Source organism: Actinomadura sp. 3N508 (genome assembly GCF_044326375.1).
Taxonomy (GTDB): Bacteria; Actinomycetota; Actinomycetes; order Streptosporangiales; family Streptosporangiaceae; genus Spirillospora.
In genome coordinates this window covers 775,678-790,986 of sequence record NZ_JBIRAX010000001.1, presented here as the reverse complement: position 1 = coordinate 790,986, position 15,309 = coordinate 775,678, and the positions used below count along the sequence as shown (strand labels likewise).

General features: G+C 73.5%; 11 protein-coding genes. 9 read left to right on the top strand and 2 right to left on the bottom strand.

Annotated features, from left to right (window positions below; all coding sequences use genetic code 11):
- Window position 1: 1 nt before the first annotated feature.
- Window positions 2-1,684 carry a phosphoenolpyruvate--protein phosphotransferase gene (ptsP, locus tag ACH34S_RS03595; protein WP_395950919.1) on the top strand — a complete coding sequence of 561 codons (1,683 nt, stop codon included), beginning with the start codon at window positions 2-4 and terminating at the stop codon, window positions 1,682-1,684.
- A gap of 49 nt (window positions 1,685-1,733) precedes the next feature.
- Here the strand turns inward: ptsP and ACH34S_RS03590 are convergent, their stop codons facing one another.
- Both ACH34S_RS03590 and ACH34S_RS03585 read right to left on the bottom strand, forming a co-directional pair.
- A complete protein-coding gene (locus ACH34S_RS03590) occupies window positions 1,734-3,401 on the bottom strand; it encodes a glycoside hydrolase family 3 protein (RefSeq protein WP_395950918.1) in 1,668 nt (555 codons plus the stop codon).
- A gap of 284 nt (window positions 3,402-3,685) precedes the next feature.
- Window positions 3,686-5,149: an N-acetylglucosamine kinase gene (locus ACH34S_RS03585; RefSeq protein WP_395950917.1), complete on the bottom strand. Its 1,464-nt coding sequence runs from the start codon at window positions 5,147-5,149 to the stop codon at window positions 3,686-3,688.
- Between the two features lie 61 nt (window positions 5,150-5,210).
- On the opposite strand from ACH34S_RS03585, the gene ACH34S_RS03580 reads away from it, so the two are divergent.
- The 8 genes from ACH34S_RS03580 (at window position 5,211) to ACH34S_RS03545 (ending at window position 15,062) form a co-directional block, all read left to right on the top strand.
- Window positions 5,211-6,215, top strand: a complete 1,005-nt coding sequence (locus tag ACH34S_RS03580) for a MurR/RpiR family transcriptional regulator (protein WP_395950916.1) — start codon at window positions 5,211-5,213, stop codon at window positions 6,213-6,215.
- Window positions 6,212-7,108, top strand: coding sequence for an N-acetylmuramic acid 6-phosphate etherase (murQ, locus tag ACH34S_RS03575; RefSeq protein WP_132179697.1), 897 nt, complete (start codon window positions 6,212-6,214; stop codon window positions 7,106-7,108). Before ACH34S_RS03580 ends, murQ begins: the two co-directional genes overlap by 4 nt.
- 253 nt (window positions 7,109-7,361) lie before the next feature.
- Entirely contained in the window at window positions 7,362-7,997 is a 636-nt protein-coding gene (locus ACH34S_RS03570; protein ID WP_395951428.1) for an HAD-IA family hydrolase, read from the top strand.
- 24 nt (window positions 7,998-8,021) lie between these two features.
- Window positions 8,022-8,531: a DUF6912 family protein gene (locus ACH34S_RS03565; RefSeq protein WP_395950915.1), complete on the top strand. Its 510-nt coding sequence runs from the start codon at window positions 8,022-8,024 to the stop codon at window positions 8,529-8,531.
- Between the two features lie 226 nt (window positions 8,532-8,757).
- Complete coding sequence (pruA, locus tag ACH34S_RS03560; RefSeq protein WP_395950914.1) at window positions 8,758-10,389, top strand: L-glutamate gamma-semialdehyde dehydrogenase; 1,632 nt, start codon at window positions 8,758-8,760, stop codon at window positions 10,387-10,389.
- A gap of 145 nt (window positions 10,390-10,534) precedes the next feature.
- The gene (locus ACH34S_RS03555) at window positions 10,535-11,245 is read left to right on the top strand and encodes an HAD family hydrolase (protein ID WP_395950913.1); all 711 of its coding nucleotides are present in this window, start codon (window positions 10,535-10,537) and stop codon (window positions 11,243-11,245) included.
- Window positions 11,246-11,347: 102 nt separating this feature from the next.
- Window positions 11,348-13,303 carry an acetoacetate--CoA ligase gene (locus ACH34S_RS03550; RefSeq protein ID WP_395950912.1) on the top strand — a complete coding sequence of 652 codons (1,956 nt, stop codon included), beginning with the start codon at window positions 11,348-11,350 and terminating at the stop codon, window positions 13,301-13,303.
- A gap of 244 nt (window positions 13,304-13,547) precedes the next feature.
- Entirely contained in the window at window positions 13,548-15,062 is a 1,515-nt protein-coding gene (locus tag ACH34S_RS03545; RefSeq protein ID WP_395950911.1) for a protein kinase, read from the top strand.
- Window positions 15,063-15,309 lie beyond the last annotated feature (247 nt).

Genomic DNA, 15,309 nt, shown 5'->3' with positions numbered 1-15,309 from the left:
CGTGCCGGAGGTTCTGCAGGGCGCGGGGGTCAGCCCGGGTGTCGGCGCCGGTCCGGTGCGGACGATCGCCGGGGCCGTTCCCGAGCCGCCCGCCGAGTCCCGGCACGGCGGCGACGCCGAGGCCGAGCGCGCGACGGCGCTCGCCGCGCTGGAGGCCGTCGCCGCCGAGCTGGAGGAGCGCGGCACCCGCGCCGCCGCGGTCGGCAACCCCACTGGGGAGGAGGTGCTGGGCGCGCAGGCGCTGATGGCCCGCGACCCCGGCCTCGCCGACGACGTCCGCGCCCGGATCGGCCGCGGCACCGGTGCGGCCCGCGCCGTGTTCGAGGCGTTCGGCGTCTACCGGGACCTCCTCGCCGGCGCCGGCGAGTACATGGCGGGCCGGGTCACCGACCTGGACGACATCCGCGACCGCGCGCTCGCCCGGCTGCTCGGCCTCCCGATGCCCGGCGTCCCCGAGTCGGACGAGCCGTTCGTGCTGGTCGCCCGCGATCTCGCGCCCGCCGACACCGCCGTCCTCGACCCGGCGCAGGTCATCGCGTTCGTGACCGAGGAGGGCGGGCCGACCAGCCACACCGCGATCATCGCCCGGACGATGGGCGTCCCCGCCGTGGTGGCGCTGCCCGGCGCGACGTCGCTGGCGGACGGCACCCGCGTCCTCGTCGACGGGGCCGCGGGGACGGTGCGTCCCGACCCGTCCGACGCCGACATCGACGCCGCCCGCGCCGCTGCCGCCGCCCGCGCCGCGGCCCTGGCCGACTCCACCGGGCCCGGCGCCACCAAGGACGGGCACCGGGTGCCGCTGCTGGCGAACATCGGCGGCCCGAAGGACCTCGACGCCGCGAAGGCGAACGGTGCGGAGGGCGTCGGCCTGTACCGCACCGAGTTCCTCTTCCTCGACCGGCAGAAGGCGCCGTCGGACGAGGAGCAGGAGGCGGCGTACCGGGCCGTCCTGGAGGCGTTCCCGGAGGGCCGCGTCGTCGTCCGGACGCTGGACGCGGGCGCCGACAAGCCGCTCGCGTTCCTGCCGCCGCCGGGTGAGGAGCCGAACCCCGCGCTCGGCGAGCGCGGCCTGCGCATGTCGCGCCGTTACCCGGAGGTCCTGGCCGCCCAGCTCGCCGCGCTCGCCCGCGCCGCCGCGGGGCTGACCGCGAAGCTGCAGGTCATGGCCCCGATGGTGACGGACGCGGCGGAGGCCGCCTACTTCACCGCCGCCTGCCGCGAGGCGGGCATCGCGCATCCCGGCGTCATGATCGAGGTGCCCGCCGCCGCGCTCCGCGCCCGCGACATCGCGCCGGAGGTGGAGTTCTTCAGCATCGGCACCAACGACCTGACGCAGTACGCGTGCGCGGCCGACCGGCAGATCGGCGGTCTCGCGCATCTCCAGGACCCGTGGCAGCCCGCCGTCCTCGACCTGATCGCCCCGGCCGCCGGCGCGGGCGTCTCGTGCGGCGTCTGCGGCGAGGCCGCCGGCGACCCCGCGCTCGCCTGCGTGCTGGTCGGCCTCGGCGTGACGTCGCTGTCGATGAGCGCGCCGTCGCTGCCGCTGGTGCGGGCCGCGCTCGTCCGGCACACGGTGGACGAGTGCCGCCGGGCCGCTGCCGCCGCCCGCGCCGCGCGCACCGCCGCGCAGGCCCGCGAGGCCGCCCGCGCCCACCTGCCGGGCCTGGCGGAGCTGGGGGTATGACTTCCTGAGCCGGGTGTGTGCGAGAGGGCTCGGCTACCGGTAGGTCCGGCTACCGGTAGCCGAGGCCGTGGCCGACCCGCTTGCCGGCCACGGGCACCGGCAGCCGGCCCGCCGGCTTGACGTCGCCGCTCAGCACCCGGCCGAGGGCGTTGACCGACACCGCGCTGGAGGAGTACGTGGCCAGTGCGGCCGCCGCGCCCCCGGCGGAGTCGAGGTCGTAGGGACGGCCCAGCGCCGCGACGACGACCGGTTTCGCGCCGAGCGCGCGGATCTTGGCGGCCGTGGCCCGGCCCGCGTTCAGCGTGGTCAGTATGGTGACGTCCGCCGAGCCGCCGGAGGTCACCGTGACCCCGTGGCGGCGCAGCGACGCGCGCAGCGTCCCGGCGCCCGGCCCGGAGACGGCGACCTTCTTGCCCTTGAGCGGCAGCACGTTCCCGTCGTTGCGGACGAGCGTGACCGCGCGTTCGGCGACCTGGCGCGCGATGGCCTTGTGCGCGGGCGTCCCGATCACCGCGTCGGCCTTGGCCGGGTCGGAGGCGGTGTCCTGGAACAGGCCGCGCCGCTGCTTGAGCTTGAGGATGCGCGTGACGGAGCCGTCCAGCCGGTCCTGCGGGATCTTCCCGGACCGGACGGCCGCCAGCACCGCCTTGTAGGCGCGCGGCAGGTTCGGCGGCATCAGCAGCTGGTCGGCGCCCGCCGCCAGCGCCCGGACCGGCACGGCCGCGTCGCCGTACTTCTCCCGCACGCCCGCCATCTCCAGCGAGTCCGTGGTGATCACGCCGCGGTAGCCGAGCGCGTCGCGCAGCAGCCTGACCAGCACGTTCCGCGACAGCGTGGACGGGTCGCCGGACCCGTCGAGCTTCGGCACGACGATGTGCGCGGTCATGACCATGTCGACGCCCGCCTCGATCGCGGCCCGGAACGGGGGCGCGTCCAGCCGGTCCCACATCGGCCGGGTGTGCTTGATCACCGGCAGGCCGGTGTGGCTGTCGGTGGCGGTGTCGCCGTGCCCGGGGAAGTGCTTGGCCGCGGCGGCGACCCCGGCGGCCTGGTAGCCCTCGACGGCCCCGGCCGTCAGCTTCGCCACCAGGCCCGGGTCGGCGCCGAACGAGCGCAGCCCGATCACCGGGTTGCGCGGGTTCACGTTCACGTCGGCGTCGGGCGCGTAGTCCAGGTTGATCCCGACCGCGCGCAGCTCCGTGCCGGTGACCCGCGCGGCGGCGCGGGCGTCGGCGGGGTTGCCGGTTGCGCCGAGCGCCATGTTGCCGGGGAACGTGGTGATGAACGGCGTGCGTGACACGATGCCCTGCTCCTCGTCCACGCCGAGCAACAGCGGGATCTTGGACGCCTTCTGCAGCGCGTTCGACTGCGCGGCCGTCTTCGCCGGGGCACCGAAGTTGCCGGGAAAGTAGATCAGCCCGCCGACGTGGTACTTCCTGATCTTCGTGAGGGCGTCGGAGCGGCTGGAGAACCGCGTCACGAACAGCTGCCCGACCTTCTCCTGCACGCTCATCTTCGCGACGTGGCCGGGGATCCAGGCGTAGGGGTCCTTCGGCTGGGCGCCCCGCGAGCCGGGCGCGCCGGAGGCCCGCGGCCCGTCGCCGCGGTCGTCTCCGCCGCCGCAGCCCGCGGTGACCGCCAGGGTCAGCGCCGCCGCGAACGCGAGTGGACGGGTAGCACGCACCTGACCAGGCCCCCCGACATGGTCTCGGTTCATCGGTCGCATCGGACCGTCGCGACGTTAACCGCTCCCGGTCCCCGCTGTCGACCCGGCCCGCGCAACGGCGGGCCGGGGGCGAATGGGGCGGGCAGGGCGCAACGGCGGACTCCCCTTCCACCGCCGCCCCCCGCGTCACAGCACGATCACGATGGACCCCAGGACCACGGATGTGGATCTTGTGGGGTCCATCGCGATGGACCCTGACGGACGGATGCCGTCCGTCTCGGGATCGGCCGGGGCTGGAACGGGACAGCCCGGGGGCCGGTCCGGCCGGGCGAGGCTCAGCCGGGGAGGGGGTGGCCGAGGCGGCGCAGCGCCATCCCGGCCGCGCCGACGGCTCCGTCGCCCGCGCAGCGCGGCGCCGCGGCGAAGCGGTCGCGCAGCCCGGTGCGGACCGCGTCGGCGACGGGGCCTTCACGGAGCACCGAGCCGTGCATGACGACCGGTGCGCAGGGATCGGACAAGGCCGGGCGCACCGCGTCCACGTCGCGGAGCAGCCACTGCGCGGCCTCTTCGGTGATGCGCCTGGCCACCGGGTCACCGGCGGCCGCGGCGGCGGCGACGACCGGGCCGAGCCGGCCCAGCGCCGCGGGCGGGCGGCCGTACACCTCCTTGATGATCGCCTGGGCGAGGCGGGGGTTGGGCGGGGTTCCGGGCATCTCGGGGTGGCCCGCCGGTGCCGGATCCCCGCGCGGGCCGTGCGCGCCCGGATCGTCGCGCGGCCCGTGGCCGCCGGGATGGCCCGGCGGCCCGTGCGTGCCCGGATGGCCCGGCGGCCCGTGGGAGCCGGGCGGTCCGTGCGACCCGTGGGAGCCGGGACCGTGGGAGCCGTGCGAGCCCGCCGCGCCGGGCGGGCGGTGCGGACCCGGCGGGCCCTCACCGGACGCCGGATGCGGCATGTTCCCGGTGGGCGGGTAGCGCCCGTTGCCGGGCGGCGGACTCGGCCCGTCGCCGTGCGGCGGGCCAGGAGGGTCGGGGACCAGCACGGCGGTGGCCGTGCCGCTCCTGAGGGACGAGGGGCCGAGGGGGGTGCCTGCTCCGGAGGAGAGCATGACGGCCTGCGACAGCAGCTGGGCGCCCGGTGTCGACGCAGGGGCGCCGGCCATGGCCAGCGCCCGCGCCCGGCGGAGTCTCCGCCGTTCCGCGTCGATCTCCGCGACCACGGTGGCGCCCAGCAGCGCCCGGGGAACCGAGTCGGTGAGCAGCGTCGGGGAGCCGCGGCCGTCGTAGGCGGCGAGCGCGGCCCGGACGGCCTCCTTCCCGAGCCATACCGCCGAACCCTCGTCCCCGACGAGCCAGCCGTAGCCGTCCGCGCGCTGCACGATCGTCCCGTCGTTGATGACCGCCGCGCCGGCGCCCGTGCCGGAGAACACCACGATGCCCTTGGGCTCGCTGGTTCCGGCGTGGAACGCCACCGCGATATCGGTCACCACCGCGGGCGAGCCGCGCAGGCCGACGGCCTGCCAGGCCTGCCGCGCCGCCGTGACGGCCGCGGGCCGCCCGGCGGAGCCGGCGCCGGCGATGCCGAACACGCCGGTGAGGATGTGGGTACGGTCAAGGTCCCCGAGCGCCTCCCGCAGGGCGGTGGTCAGCGCCCCTGCGGTGTCGCCTCCAGAGTTGGGATTTGCTCCCGGGCCGGTGCCGGAACCGGCCAGAGCACCCCCCAGCGTCAGCACGACGCAGCGGGTCTTCGTGCCACCCGCGTCGATACCGACCACGTAAGGACCGGCCAAATGGGTCAACACATGGCGACCGTAGCCTTTTCTACCGTTGACGTGACATCTCGCGCGTAAGAAAATTTCCATCATGAGGAAACCCATCGGCTCCGAACGGAGCCACGAGCAGGGCCCCGAGCGGGGGATCGCGGGGGAGCCCGGTCCACCACGGGACGAGGCGGCGGGCCAGGCCCCGGAGCGGGACCGGGACAGCACGCCGCTGAGCACAGTGGTCCGGGTCCGCTCGCTGCTTCCCTCGCTGCCCCCCGCGGAGCGGCGAGTCGCGCAACGCGTCATCGACGACCCCGAAGGGGTCGCCAATTCAACCATCACCGAACTCGCGCAGACGTGCGGTACCTCCGAGACCACGGTCATCCGGTTCTGCCGGGCGATCGGGTTCCACGGGTACCCAGAGCTGCGGCTGACCCTCGCCACGGAGGCCGGACGCGCGCAGAGCGCGGCCGGAGGCAGGGTCATCGGCAGCGACATCAGTCCCGACGACTCCCTGGAGCAGATCGTAGAGAAGGTGACCTTCGCCGATGCCCGGGCCGTGGAGGAGACCGCCTCACAGCTCGACATCAAGATGCTGGAACAGGTCGTGGACGCGGTCGTCGCCGCGGACAGGGTCGACGTCTACGGCGTGGGCGCCAGCGCGTTCGTCGCGGCCGACTTCCAGCAGAAGCTGCACCGCATCGGACGCATCTGCTCCGCGTGGGCGGACGCCCACATCATGCTCACAAGCGCCGCCGTCCTGGGCCCCACGAGCGTGGCGATCGGCATCTCGCACACGGGCTCGACCGTGGAGACGATCGACGCGCTGGAGGTCGCCAAGAGCAGGGGCGCCAAGACGGTGGCGCTGACCAATTTCCCCAAGTCCCCGATCGCGGAGGTGGCCGACCTGATCCTGACCACGGCGGCCCGGGAGACGACCTTCCGCTCCGGCGCCACCGCGAGCCGGTTGGCCCAGCTCACGGTGGTCGACTGCCTCTTCGTCGGAGTGGCGCAGCGCACCTACGGGCCCACCCGCAAGGCATTGGAAGCCACATTCGAGGCGGTTCGCGGCCGGACCGTGCGACCCGACCGGAGGCGTCGGTGATCGATTGCGAGCTCCCCACCGAGGGGCGGAACCCCCGCACCCTCGACGTCGACACGCTGCCGACCCTGGAGGTGCTGCGCCTGATCAACTCGGAGGACGCGACCGTTCCGATGGCCGTGGCGTCCGTCCTGCCGGAGGTTGCCCGGCTGGTGGACCTCGCCGTCGAGTCGCTACGCGCAGGAGGGCGCGTGCACTACTTCGGCGCGGGCACGTCGGGACGGCTCGCGGTGATCGACGCCGCCGAGCTGCCACCCACCTTCGGCATCTGGGGGCGGGTGGTCGCCCACCACGCCGGTGGGCCGGGCGCGCTGTCCCAGGCGATCTCCGACGTCGAGGACGACGTCGAGCTCGGCCGCCGGGACTCCCGCGACGTCCGGCCCGGCGACATCGCCGTCGGCATCGCGGCGAGCGGCCGCACACCCTATGTGGTGGGCGCGCTGCGCGCCGCCCGCGCCGTCGGCGCCCGCACCGCGCTGATCAGCTGCAACCCGCACACCCCCTACGGGGACGAGGTGGATGTGCACATCGGCCTCGCCACGGGGCCGGAGGTGATCAGCGGGTCCACCCGGATGAAGGCGGGCACGGCGACCAAGCTCGTGCTCAACTCCTTCTCCACCACACTGATGATCAGGATGGGCCGGACCTATTCCAACCTGATGGTCAGCGTGAACGCGCTGAACGGCAAGCTGCGCGCCCGGCTCGTCCGCATCCTCACGGAGGCGACGGGCATGGACGCGCGGACCTGCGAGAACGCGCTGACGGAAGCCGGAGGGAACACGCGTGTGGCACTGGTCTCACTTCTCGGTGAGGTGCCCGCGGCACGCGCGTCGGTGGTTCTCGAAGAGACCGATGGGGGCGTGCGGGAGGCTCTTCAACGGCTCAGATCAGCCTGATCGATGATCCGGGGGCCGGCCGGTAGTTGGGGCCGGCGGCCTTTCGGACGGGGATCGGACGGGGACCGAACGGGGGATCGGACGGGGTGTAAGCAGAGCGACGGGGCGTAAGACAGAACGGGGTTCGGGGGTTTGGTCCGGAATCGCCTACGATCGGGCCGTGCCAGTTCACGAAAGCGCGACGGTGCATGCCGTGCAGGTCAAGAGCGCGCAGGTCAAGAGCGCGCAGGTCAAGGGCGCGCAGGTCAAGGCCGTGCCGGTGAAGGCCGTCATCACCGACTGGGGCGGGGTGCTGACCTCCCCGCTCGCCGAGGCGATCGACGTGTGGCTCACCACAGAGCGCATCGACGTCCAGCGCTACAAGGACGTCATGCGCGCCTGGGTGAAGCAGGCGTACGACGGCGCCGGGACCAACCCCATCCACGGGCTGGAGGACGGCAGCCTCCCGACCGAGGAGTTCGAGCGCCTCCTCGCCGCCGAGCTGCTCACCGCCGACGGTGAGCCGGTCGCGGCGGCGGGGCTCATCGCCCGCATGTTCGGGGCGTTCACCCCCGTCCGGCCCATGTACGACGCGCTCCGCGCGGCCCGCGCCGCCGGGGCCCGTACGGCCGTCCTGTCCAACTCGTGGGGCAACGACTACCCGCGCGACCTGTTCGCCGAGGTCTTCGACGCCGTCGTCATCTCCTCCGAGGTCGGCCTCCGCAAGCCCGACGAGCGGATCTTCCGGCACGCGCTCGACCTCCTCGGCCTGGCCGCCGCCGAATGCGTCTTCATCGACGACATCGAGCACAACGTCCGCGCTGCGCAGGACCTCGGGCTGCGCGGCATCCACCACACCGGGCCCGACACCACCATCGCCGAACTGCGCGCGTTGAAGCTCCTGCCCTGACCGTCTGGCAGACTGGCTGACCTCATGCGCGTCTACCTGCCCTCCACGCTCACGCTCCTCGCCGGCGTCCACGCCGCCCAGGAGATCGGCCCCGCGCCGGTCGCGGCGCACGCGGTCACGCCCGCGCTGCGCGAGTGGTACGCGGGCGGCGACCTGGAGGAGCTGGAGTACGCGGCGATGTCCGCCGCCGCCCGCGCCTCCCTGCGCCTCCTCGCCGCCGACCCCGCCGTGCCGCGCCGCCGCGTCGTCCTCGCCGCGGAGGTCCCCGACCAGCTGGTCACCTGGCCGCGCGGCGACGCAGCCCTCGGCAACGACGACCGCGCCGTGGTGACGCTGACCGAAGCCGTCCCGTGGAAGAAGATCGCGTCCGGCCATGTGGACGACGCGAACGCCGCCGCCGACATCGCCGCGGCCGTGGACGCCCTCCCGGCCGCCGACGCGGGCGACGACGACGCCCGCTTCACCGTCGACGGCGCCGAAGGCCACGAACTCCTCTGGTACGCCACCCAGGAACTCCCTCACCTGCTCGACTGACCGTCCTCCAGCCCCCGCCCACCACCATTCAACGGACGAGCTCCGCTCGACTGACCGTCCTCCAGCCCCCGCCCACCGCCATTCAACGGACGAGCTCCGCTCGACTGACCGTCCTTCAGCCCCCGCCCACCACCGTTCAACGGACGAGCTCCGCTCGACTGACCGGCATTTGGGCGGGTAGGTCCCGGCACATCGGACAACGCCGTCGGAACCGCAGGGAGCCGCCATGGACGCCGCCACCACTGTGCCCATCCCGGTGAACGAACCGGTCAAGACCTACGCGCCCGGCAGCGGCGAGCGGGCCGCGCTGGAGGCCAGGATCAAGGAGCTCGGCGGCGCGCAGACCGAGCTGACCATGACGATCGGCGGCGAGCAGCGCATGGGCGCCGGGACGCCGATCGACGTCGTCGAACCGCACAACCACGCCCACGTCCTCGGCCGGATGGGCGACGCCACCGAACCGGACGTGGCCGAAGCGGTCTCGGCCGCCCGCGAGGCGGCGCCCGCCTGGCGTGCCATGGCCTTCGAGGACCGCGCCGCGATCTTCCTCCGCGCCGCCGACCTCCTCGCCGGGCCGTGGCGGTCGACGGTGAACGCCGCCACGATCCTCGGGCAGTCCAAGTCCGTCCAGCAGGCCGAGATCGACGCGGCCTGCGAGCTGATCGACTTCTGGCGGTTCAACGTCGGCTATGCGCAGCAGATCCACGAGATCCAGCCGCTGTCGAGCCCGGGCGTGTGGAACCGGCTCGAATACCGGCCGCTGGAGGGGTTCGTCCTCGCGATCACGCCGTTCAACTTCAGCGCGATCGCCGGGAACCTGCCGACCTCGCCCGCGCTGATGGGCAACGTCGTGGTGTGGAAGCCGTCCCCGACGCAGCAGCTCGCCGCGCACTTCACGATGCGGCTGCTGGAGGCCGCCGGGCTCCCGCCCGGCGTGATCAACCTCGTCACCGGCAACGGGCAGGCCGTCTCGAACGTCGCGCTGCGCCACCCCGACCTCGCCGGGCTGCACTTCACCGGCTCCGCCGCCACCTTCCAGGCCCTCTGGCGGACGATCGGCGAGCACATCGCCGCCTACAAGGGCTATCCGCGGATCGTCGGCGAGACCGGCGGCAAGGACTTCATCGTCGCCCACCCGACGGCCGATCCCGCGATCCTCAAGACCGCGCTCGTCCGCGGCGCGTTCGAGTACCAGGGGCAGAAGTGCTCCGCCGCGTCCCGCGCCTACATCCCGCGCTCCCTCTGGGGCCGGATGCGGGACGACTTCCTCGCCGAGACCGAGTCCCTCACCATGGGCAACGTCGCCGAAGACCTCTCGCTGTTCATGGGCGCGGTGATCGACGACCGCGCGTTCGCCAAGCACCGCCGCGCCATCGAACGGGCCCGCGACGTCGACACCATCAAGATCCTCACGGGCGGGGAGCTGGACGACTCGCGCGGCTACTTCGTCCGCCCGACCGTGCTGGAGTCCGCCGACCCCACCGACGAGATCTTCACCACCGAGTACTTCGGCCCGATCGTCGGCGTGCACGTCTACGACGACGGCGACTACGACGCCGTCCTGCACCAGATGGAGAGCGTGTCCCAGTACGGCCTGACCGGCGCGATCATCGCCGAGGACCGTGCCGCGATCGCCGCCGCCACCGAGACGCTCCGGTTCGCCGCCGGGAACTTCTACATCAACGACAAGCCGACCGGGTCGATCGTCGGGCAGCAGCCGTTCGGCGGCGCCCGCGCGTCCGGCACCAACGACAAGGCCGGCTCGGTGTTCAACCTCACCCGCTGGACCAGCGTCCGGTCGATCAAGGAGACGCACGTCCCGCCGACCGACTTCCGCTACCCGCACATGGGCCCCTGACCCGGCGGCGGACTCCCGTTGAACGACATGGTTGCGGACGGCACGCGGAAGGCCGGACGATAAGCTCGCCCCGCCGCTCCGGTGGGGCGGGCCGGTGCCGGGGACGCCGCCCCTCCACGCTCGTCCAACCTCGCATGGGAACGGGATGTCGACGCTGAACCGTCTGGTGCTGTGGAACATCGATCACACCCTGGTCGACGTCGCGCGGGTCACCCGGGACGCCTACGCCGAGGCGTTCCAGCGCACGATCGGGCGCCCCCTGGTCCGGCTGGCGCCCACCCCCGGCCGCACCGAGTCCGAGATCATCTTCGAGACCCTCGCGTTCAACGACGTCGTCACCACCGACGACCATCTGCCCGCCTTCATGACCGCGCTCGCCGAGGCGTTCGCGACCCGCCGCGCCGACGTGCGCGCCCACGGCCGCGTCCTGGCCGGGGCACGCGAGGCCGTCGAGGCGCTGTCCCATGTGCCCGGCGTCGTCCAGTCGGTCCTTACCGGGTCCGTCCAGCCGAACGCCGTCGTGAAGGTGACCGAGCTGGGCCTCGCCCCCCACCTCGACCTGGACGCGGGCGGCTACGAGAACGGCGTCTACAGCAAGGCCGCCCTCCTTGAGCTGGCCCGCAGCCGCGCCGGGGAACGGCACGGCGCCCGCTACCCCGAGGCCGCCACCGTCTACATCGCCGACTCGCCGCGCGACGTCCAGGCCGCCCACATCGCCGGGTCCCCGATCATCGCCGTGGCCACCGGCAGCGCCACCGAGGCCGAGCTGCGCGCCGCGGGCGCCGATCGCGTCGTCGCGACGCTCGCCGACACCAAGGCCGTGGTCAGCGCCATCGCCGACCTGACCCGCATCTGACCGGGCGACCCGCGGCGCGTACGCTCGGGACCGATCTGGGAGCTTGCGCCGTGTGCGGCCCGGACGGATATTGGGATCGCCATGCGCCTGGGAGGGAGAGAGATGTCCCGTGAGGTTGCCGAAGGTTCGCCGCTGTGGGAGCCGTCGGAGGAGGTCGTCGCCAACGCGCGGGTGACCCACTTCGTCCACTGGCTGTGGGACCGGGGCGTCCTCACCGAGACCTACGACGACCTCTGGCGCTGGTCGGTCACCGAGGTCGACGCGTTCTGGGACGCGATCTGGTCCTACTTCGAGGTCGTCGGCGAGCGCGGCGACGGCCCGGTCCGGACGGGCGGCCCCATGCCGGTGGACGGCCTCAAATGGTTCCCCGGCGCCACCCTCAACTACGCGGCGAACGCCCTTCGCCGGGCGGAGCAGACCCCTGACGAAACAGCGGTGATCTTCCGGTCGGAGGCGGGCGGGCACCGCGTGCTCACGTACCGCGAGCTGGCGCTGCACGTCGCCGAGGTGCGCGCGGGCCTCGCCGAGCTGGGCGTCGGCAAGGGCGACCGGGTCGCCGCGTACGTCCCGAACATCCCCGAGGCGCTGATCTGCTTCCTGGCCACGGCGTCGCTCGGCGCGATCTGGTCGTCGTGCTCCCCGGACTTCGGCTCCTCCTCGGTCATCGACCGGTTCGCGCAGATCGAGCCGAAGGTCCTGCTCGCCGTGGACGGCTACGCCTACAACGGCAAGCGGTTCGACCGGCGCGCGGTCGTCGCGGAGATCGAGGCCGCGCTGCCGACCCTCGCCGCGACCATCCTGATCCCCTACCTCGACCCGGCCGCGACCCCGGACGGCCTGCGCGCCGGCATGCACTACGGCGACCTGCCGCGGCCCGGCCACGACGAGCCGCGGTTCGAGGACGTCCCGTTCGACCATCCGCTGTGGGTGGTCTACTCGTCCGGGACGACCGGGCTGCCGAAGCCGATCGTCCACGGCCACGGCGGCGTCGTCCTGGAGCACCTCAAGGCGCTGTCGTTCCACCAGGACCTCGGCCCCGGCGACGTGTTCTTCTGGTTCACCACCACCGGCTGGATGATGTGGAACTACCTCATCGGCGGCCTGCTGGTGGGCTCCACCGTCGTCATGTACGACGGCGCCCCCCTCGACCTGTGGACGCTCGCCGCCGAGAACGGCGTCACCTACATGGGCGTCGGCGCGCCGTACATCACGGCGTCCGCGAAGGAGGGCCGCCGGCCCGGCGCGGAACACGACCTGTCGGCGCTGCGCGGCATCGGCTCGACCGGCTCGCCGCTGCCGCCCGAGGGGTTCGCCTGGGTGTACGAGGCGGTCGCGGGCGACCTGCTGCTCGGCTCGTTCTCCGGCGGCACCGACCTGTGCACCGGCTTCGTCGGCCCCTCGCCGCTGCTGGCACTGCGCGCGGGCGTCATCCAGTGCCGCGGCCTCGGCGCCAAGGTGGAGGCGTTCGGCGACGACGGCAAGCCGGTCATCGACGAGGTCGGCGAGCTGGTCATCACCGAGCCGATGCCGTCCATGCCCGTCTTCTTCTGGAACGACGAGGACGGCGAGCGGTACCGCGAGTCCTATTTCGACATGTACCCCGGCGTGTGGCGGCACGGCGACTGGTTGAAGATCCTCCCGGACGGCGGCTGCGTCATCTACGGGCGCTCCGACTCCACGCTGAACCGCGGCGGGGTCCGGATGGGGACGTCCGACTTCTACCGCGTCGTCGAGGCGTTCGAGGAGATCGCCGACAGCCTCGTCATCGACACCGGGCGGCTCGGCCAGGAGGGGCGGCTGCTGCTGTACGTCCAGCTCGCGGAGGGCGCGTCCCTCACCGACGACCTGCTCGGACGGCTGAAGCGCGAGATCCGCTCGGCGCTGTCGCCGCGGCACGTCCCGGACGAGGTGCACGCCGTCCCCGGCATCCCGCGGACGCTGTCGGGCAAGAAGCTGGAGGTCCCCGTCCGCAAGATCCTGCAGGGCACCCCGGTGGACGAGGCCGCCAACCGCGACTCGATGGCCAACCCCGAAATCCTGTCCCATTTCACGCCGTAGATCCTGTTCACCGGACGTTCGATTTCGCTTGGGTGACGGCTCGCTCACCCGTACCGCTGTCGGACGTGACGGCATTAGGGTGGTGCTCCGGTCCAAACGCCTCCGATCGGCGGCGTGTAGGGCATATCACGCCGTATGGTCTCAGGGCCGGTGAACTTCCCCTCGGTCTCGGGCGTCACACAGTCGGAGGGGTGATCCGGGCCTGCTCATGGGCCCCGTGATCGAGAGAGGGACGGTTCCACGCATGGAGGTTGGGGCGCTGCGGTCCGGTGACCCGGATCGGCTCGGGTCGTACGCCCTGATCGGCCGGGTGGGCGAGGGTGGCCAGGGCGCCGTGTTCCTCGGTGTCGGCGACGACGGCCGCCAGGTCGCGATCAAGCTGCTGCACGCGGACCTGACGTCCGACGAGAAGGCCCGCGCCCGGTTCCTGCGGGAGCTGGAGGTCGCCAAGCAGGTCGCCCCGTTCTGCACCGCCCAGGTCATCGACGCGGACGTGGACGGCGACCGGCCCTACATCGTCAGCGAGTACGTCGCGGGCCCGTCGCTGAACCAGCAGGTCCTGGGCCAGGGCCCGCTCGACGGCGCGGCCCTCGACCGGCTCGCCGTCGGCACCGCGACGGCCCTCGCCGCGATCCACCAGGCGAAGATCGTCCACCGTGACTTCAAGCCGCACAACGTGCTGATCGGCCCGGACGGCCCCCGCGTCATCGACTTCGGGGTGGCCCGCGCGATTAGCGGCGGCACCACCCTCACCAGCCGGGTCATCGGCACTCCGTCCTACATGGCGCCCGAGCAGATCAGCGGCGACGAGGTCGGGACGCCCGCGGACGTGTTCTGCTGGGCCGCGACGCTGGTGTTCGCGGCCGCCGGGGAGCCCCCGTTCGGCCAGGACACCATCCCCGCCGTGATCAACCGCATCCTGAACGAGGAGCCCGACGTCGGCGACCTCGAAGGGCAGCTGCGCGAGCTGGTCCTCGACTGCCTGGAGAAGGACCCGGCGCGCCGGCCGAGCGCCCGGCAGGTGCTGATGCGGCTGCTCGGCCACGAGGGGACCTCGCGGATGGACGCGCCCGCGGCGGCGCCCCGCCCGGCCGCCGACACCGACGAGACCGCGATGCTCGCCGCCGGATCGGTCCGCGCGGCCGAGCTCGACGACGGCGAGCTGTTCCCGCCCGACGCGGACGACGACGCCCCCCTCTTCGAGGACGAGCCGGCCGCCTTCCACGACGAGCCCGGCGACGGGCGGCTGTCCGGCGCCGGCGACGGCTGGCCCGCCGAGAGCACGCTGCCCCGCGACCTCGTCACCGTCCGTCCCGGCGACGACGATTACGCCGACGATGACGACGACCGCGGCAGCGGCGGCATACTGCAGCGGGTGCTCGCCGGCTCGGGCCGCTCGGCCGCGCTGGCCGGGGTCGCCGCGCTGTTCGTGGCGATCGTGGTCGTCTCCTCCGTCCTCGCGCTCGGCTCCCGCGACAACGGCAAGGCGGGCCAGAAGGTCAGCGACCCGAGCGGGCCGCCCGGGTCGGCGGACGTCCTGCCGAGCATCCCGACGACGAGCCAGGAGCCGACCAGGTCCCGCACGCCCTCGTACCGGCCGACGACGCCCACCTGGACGCCGTCCGAGAGCCCCAGCGAGAGCCCGACCGACACCGGCAGCCCGACGCCGTCCGCCTCGACGAGCACCACACCGCCCCCGGACCCGTCCGGCTCGCCCGACCCGCCCGACCCGTCCACCGGCACGCAGCCCGGTACCTAGACCGGTACCCGGAAGGGGCGCGGCGGCGCCCGAAGCGGCGGCGGGTCGGCGTTCCGGCCACCGCCGCGCGTGTCCGCCCGGCCCGGCCGCGCGGGGTTCGGCGATCCCCCTGGACGGCCCCGCGCCGCCTGCCATGGTGGCCTGGCGAGCGGCCAGGAGGGTGGGCAAAGCCACGTCCACGTCGCTGTGGAGCAGGTCGGCTTTGCGGCGATTCCTGGCTACGCTGGCGCAGTGAGCGGCGCCACAA

Bases quoted from the DNA above. Each gene is read 5' to 3' on its own strand.
- ACH34S_RS03590 (WP_395950918.1), bottom strand. From the start codon at position 3,401: ATGAACCGAGACCATGTCGGGGGGCCTGGTCAGGTGCGTGCTACCCGT.
- ACH34S_RS03580 (WP_395950916.1), top strand. From the start codon at position 5,211: ATGAGGAAACCCATCGGCTCCGAACGGAGCCACGAGCAGGGCCCCGAG.
- ACH34S_RS03565 (WP_395950915.1), top strand. From the start codon at position 8,022: ATGCGCGTCTACCTGCCCTCCACGCTCACGCTCCTCGCCGGCGTCCAC.
- pruA (WP_395950914.1), top strand. From the start codon at position 8,758: ATGGACGCCGCCACCACTGTGCCCATCCCGGTGAACGAACCGGTCAAG.
- ACH34S_RS03555 (WP_395950913.1), top strand. From the start codon at position 10,535: ATGTCGACGCTGAACCGTCTGGTGCTGTGGAACATCGATCACACCCTG.
- ACH34S_RS03550 (WP_395950912.1), top strand. From the start codon at position 11,348: ATGTCCCGTGAGGTTGCCGAAGGTTCGCCGCTGTGGGAGCCGTCGGAG.
- ACH34S_RS03545 (WP_395950911.1), top strand. From the start codon at position 13,548: ATGGAGGTTGGGGCGCTGCGGTCCGGTGACCCGGATCGGCTCGGGTCG.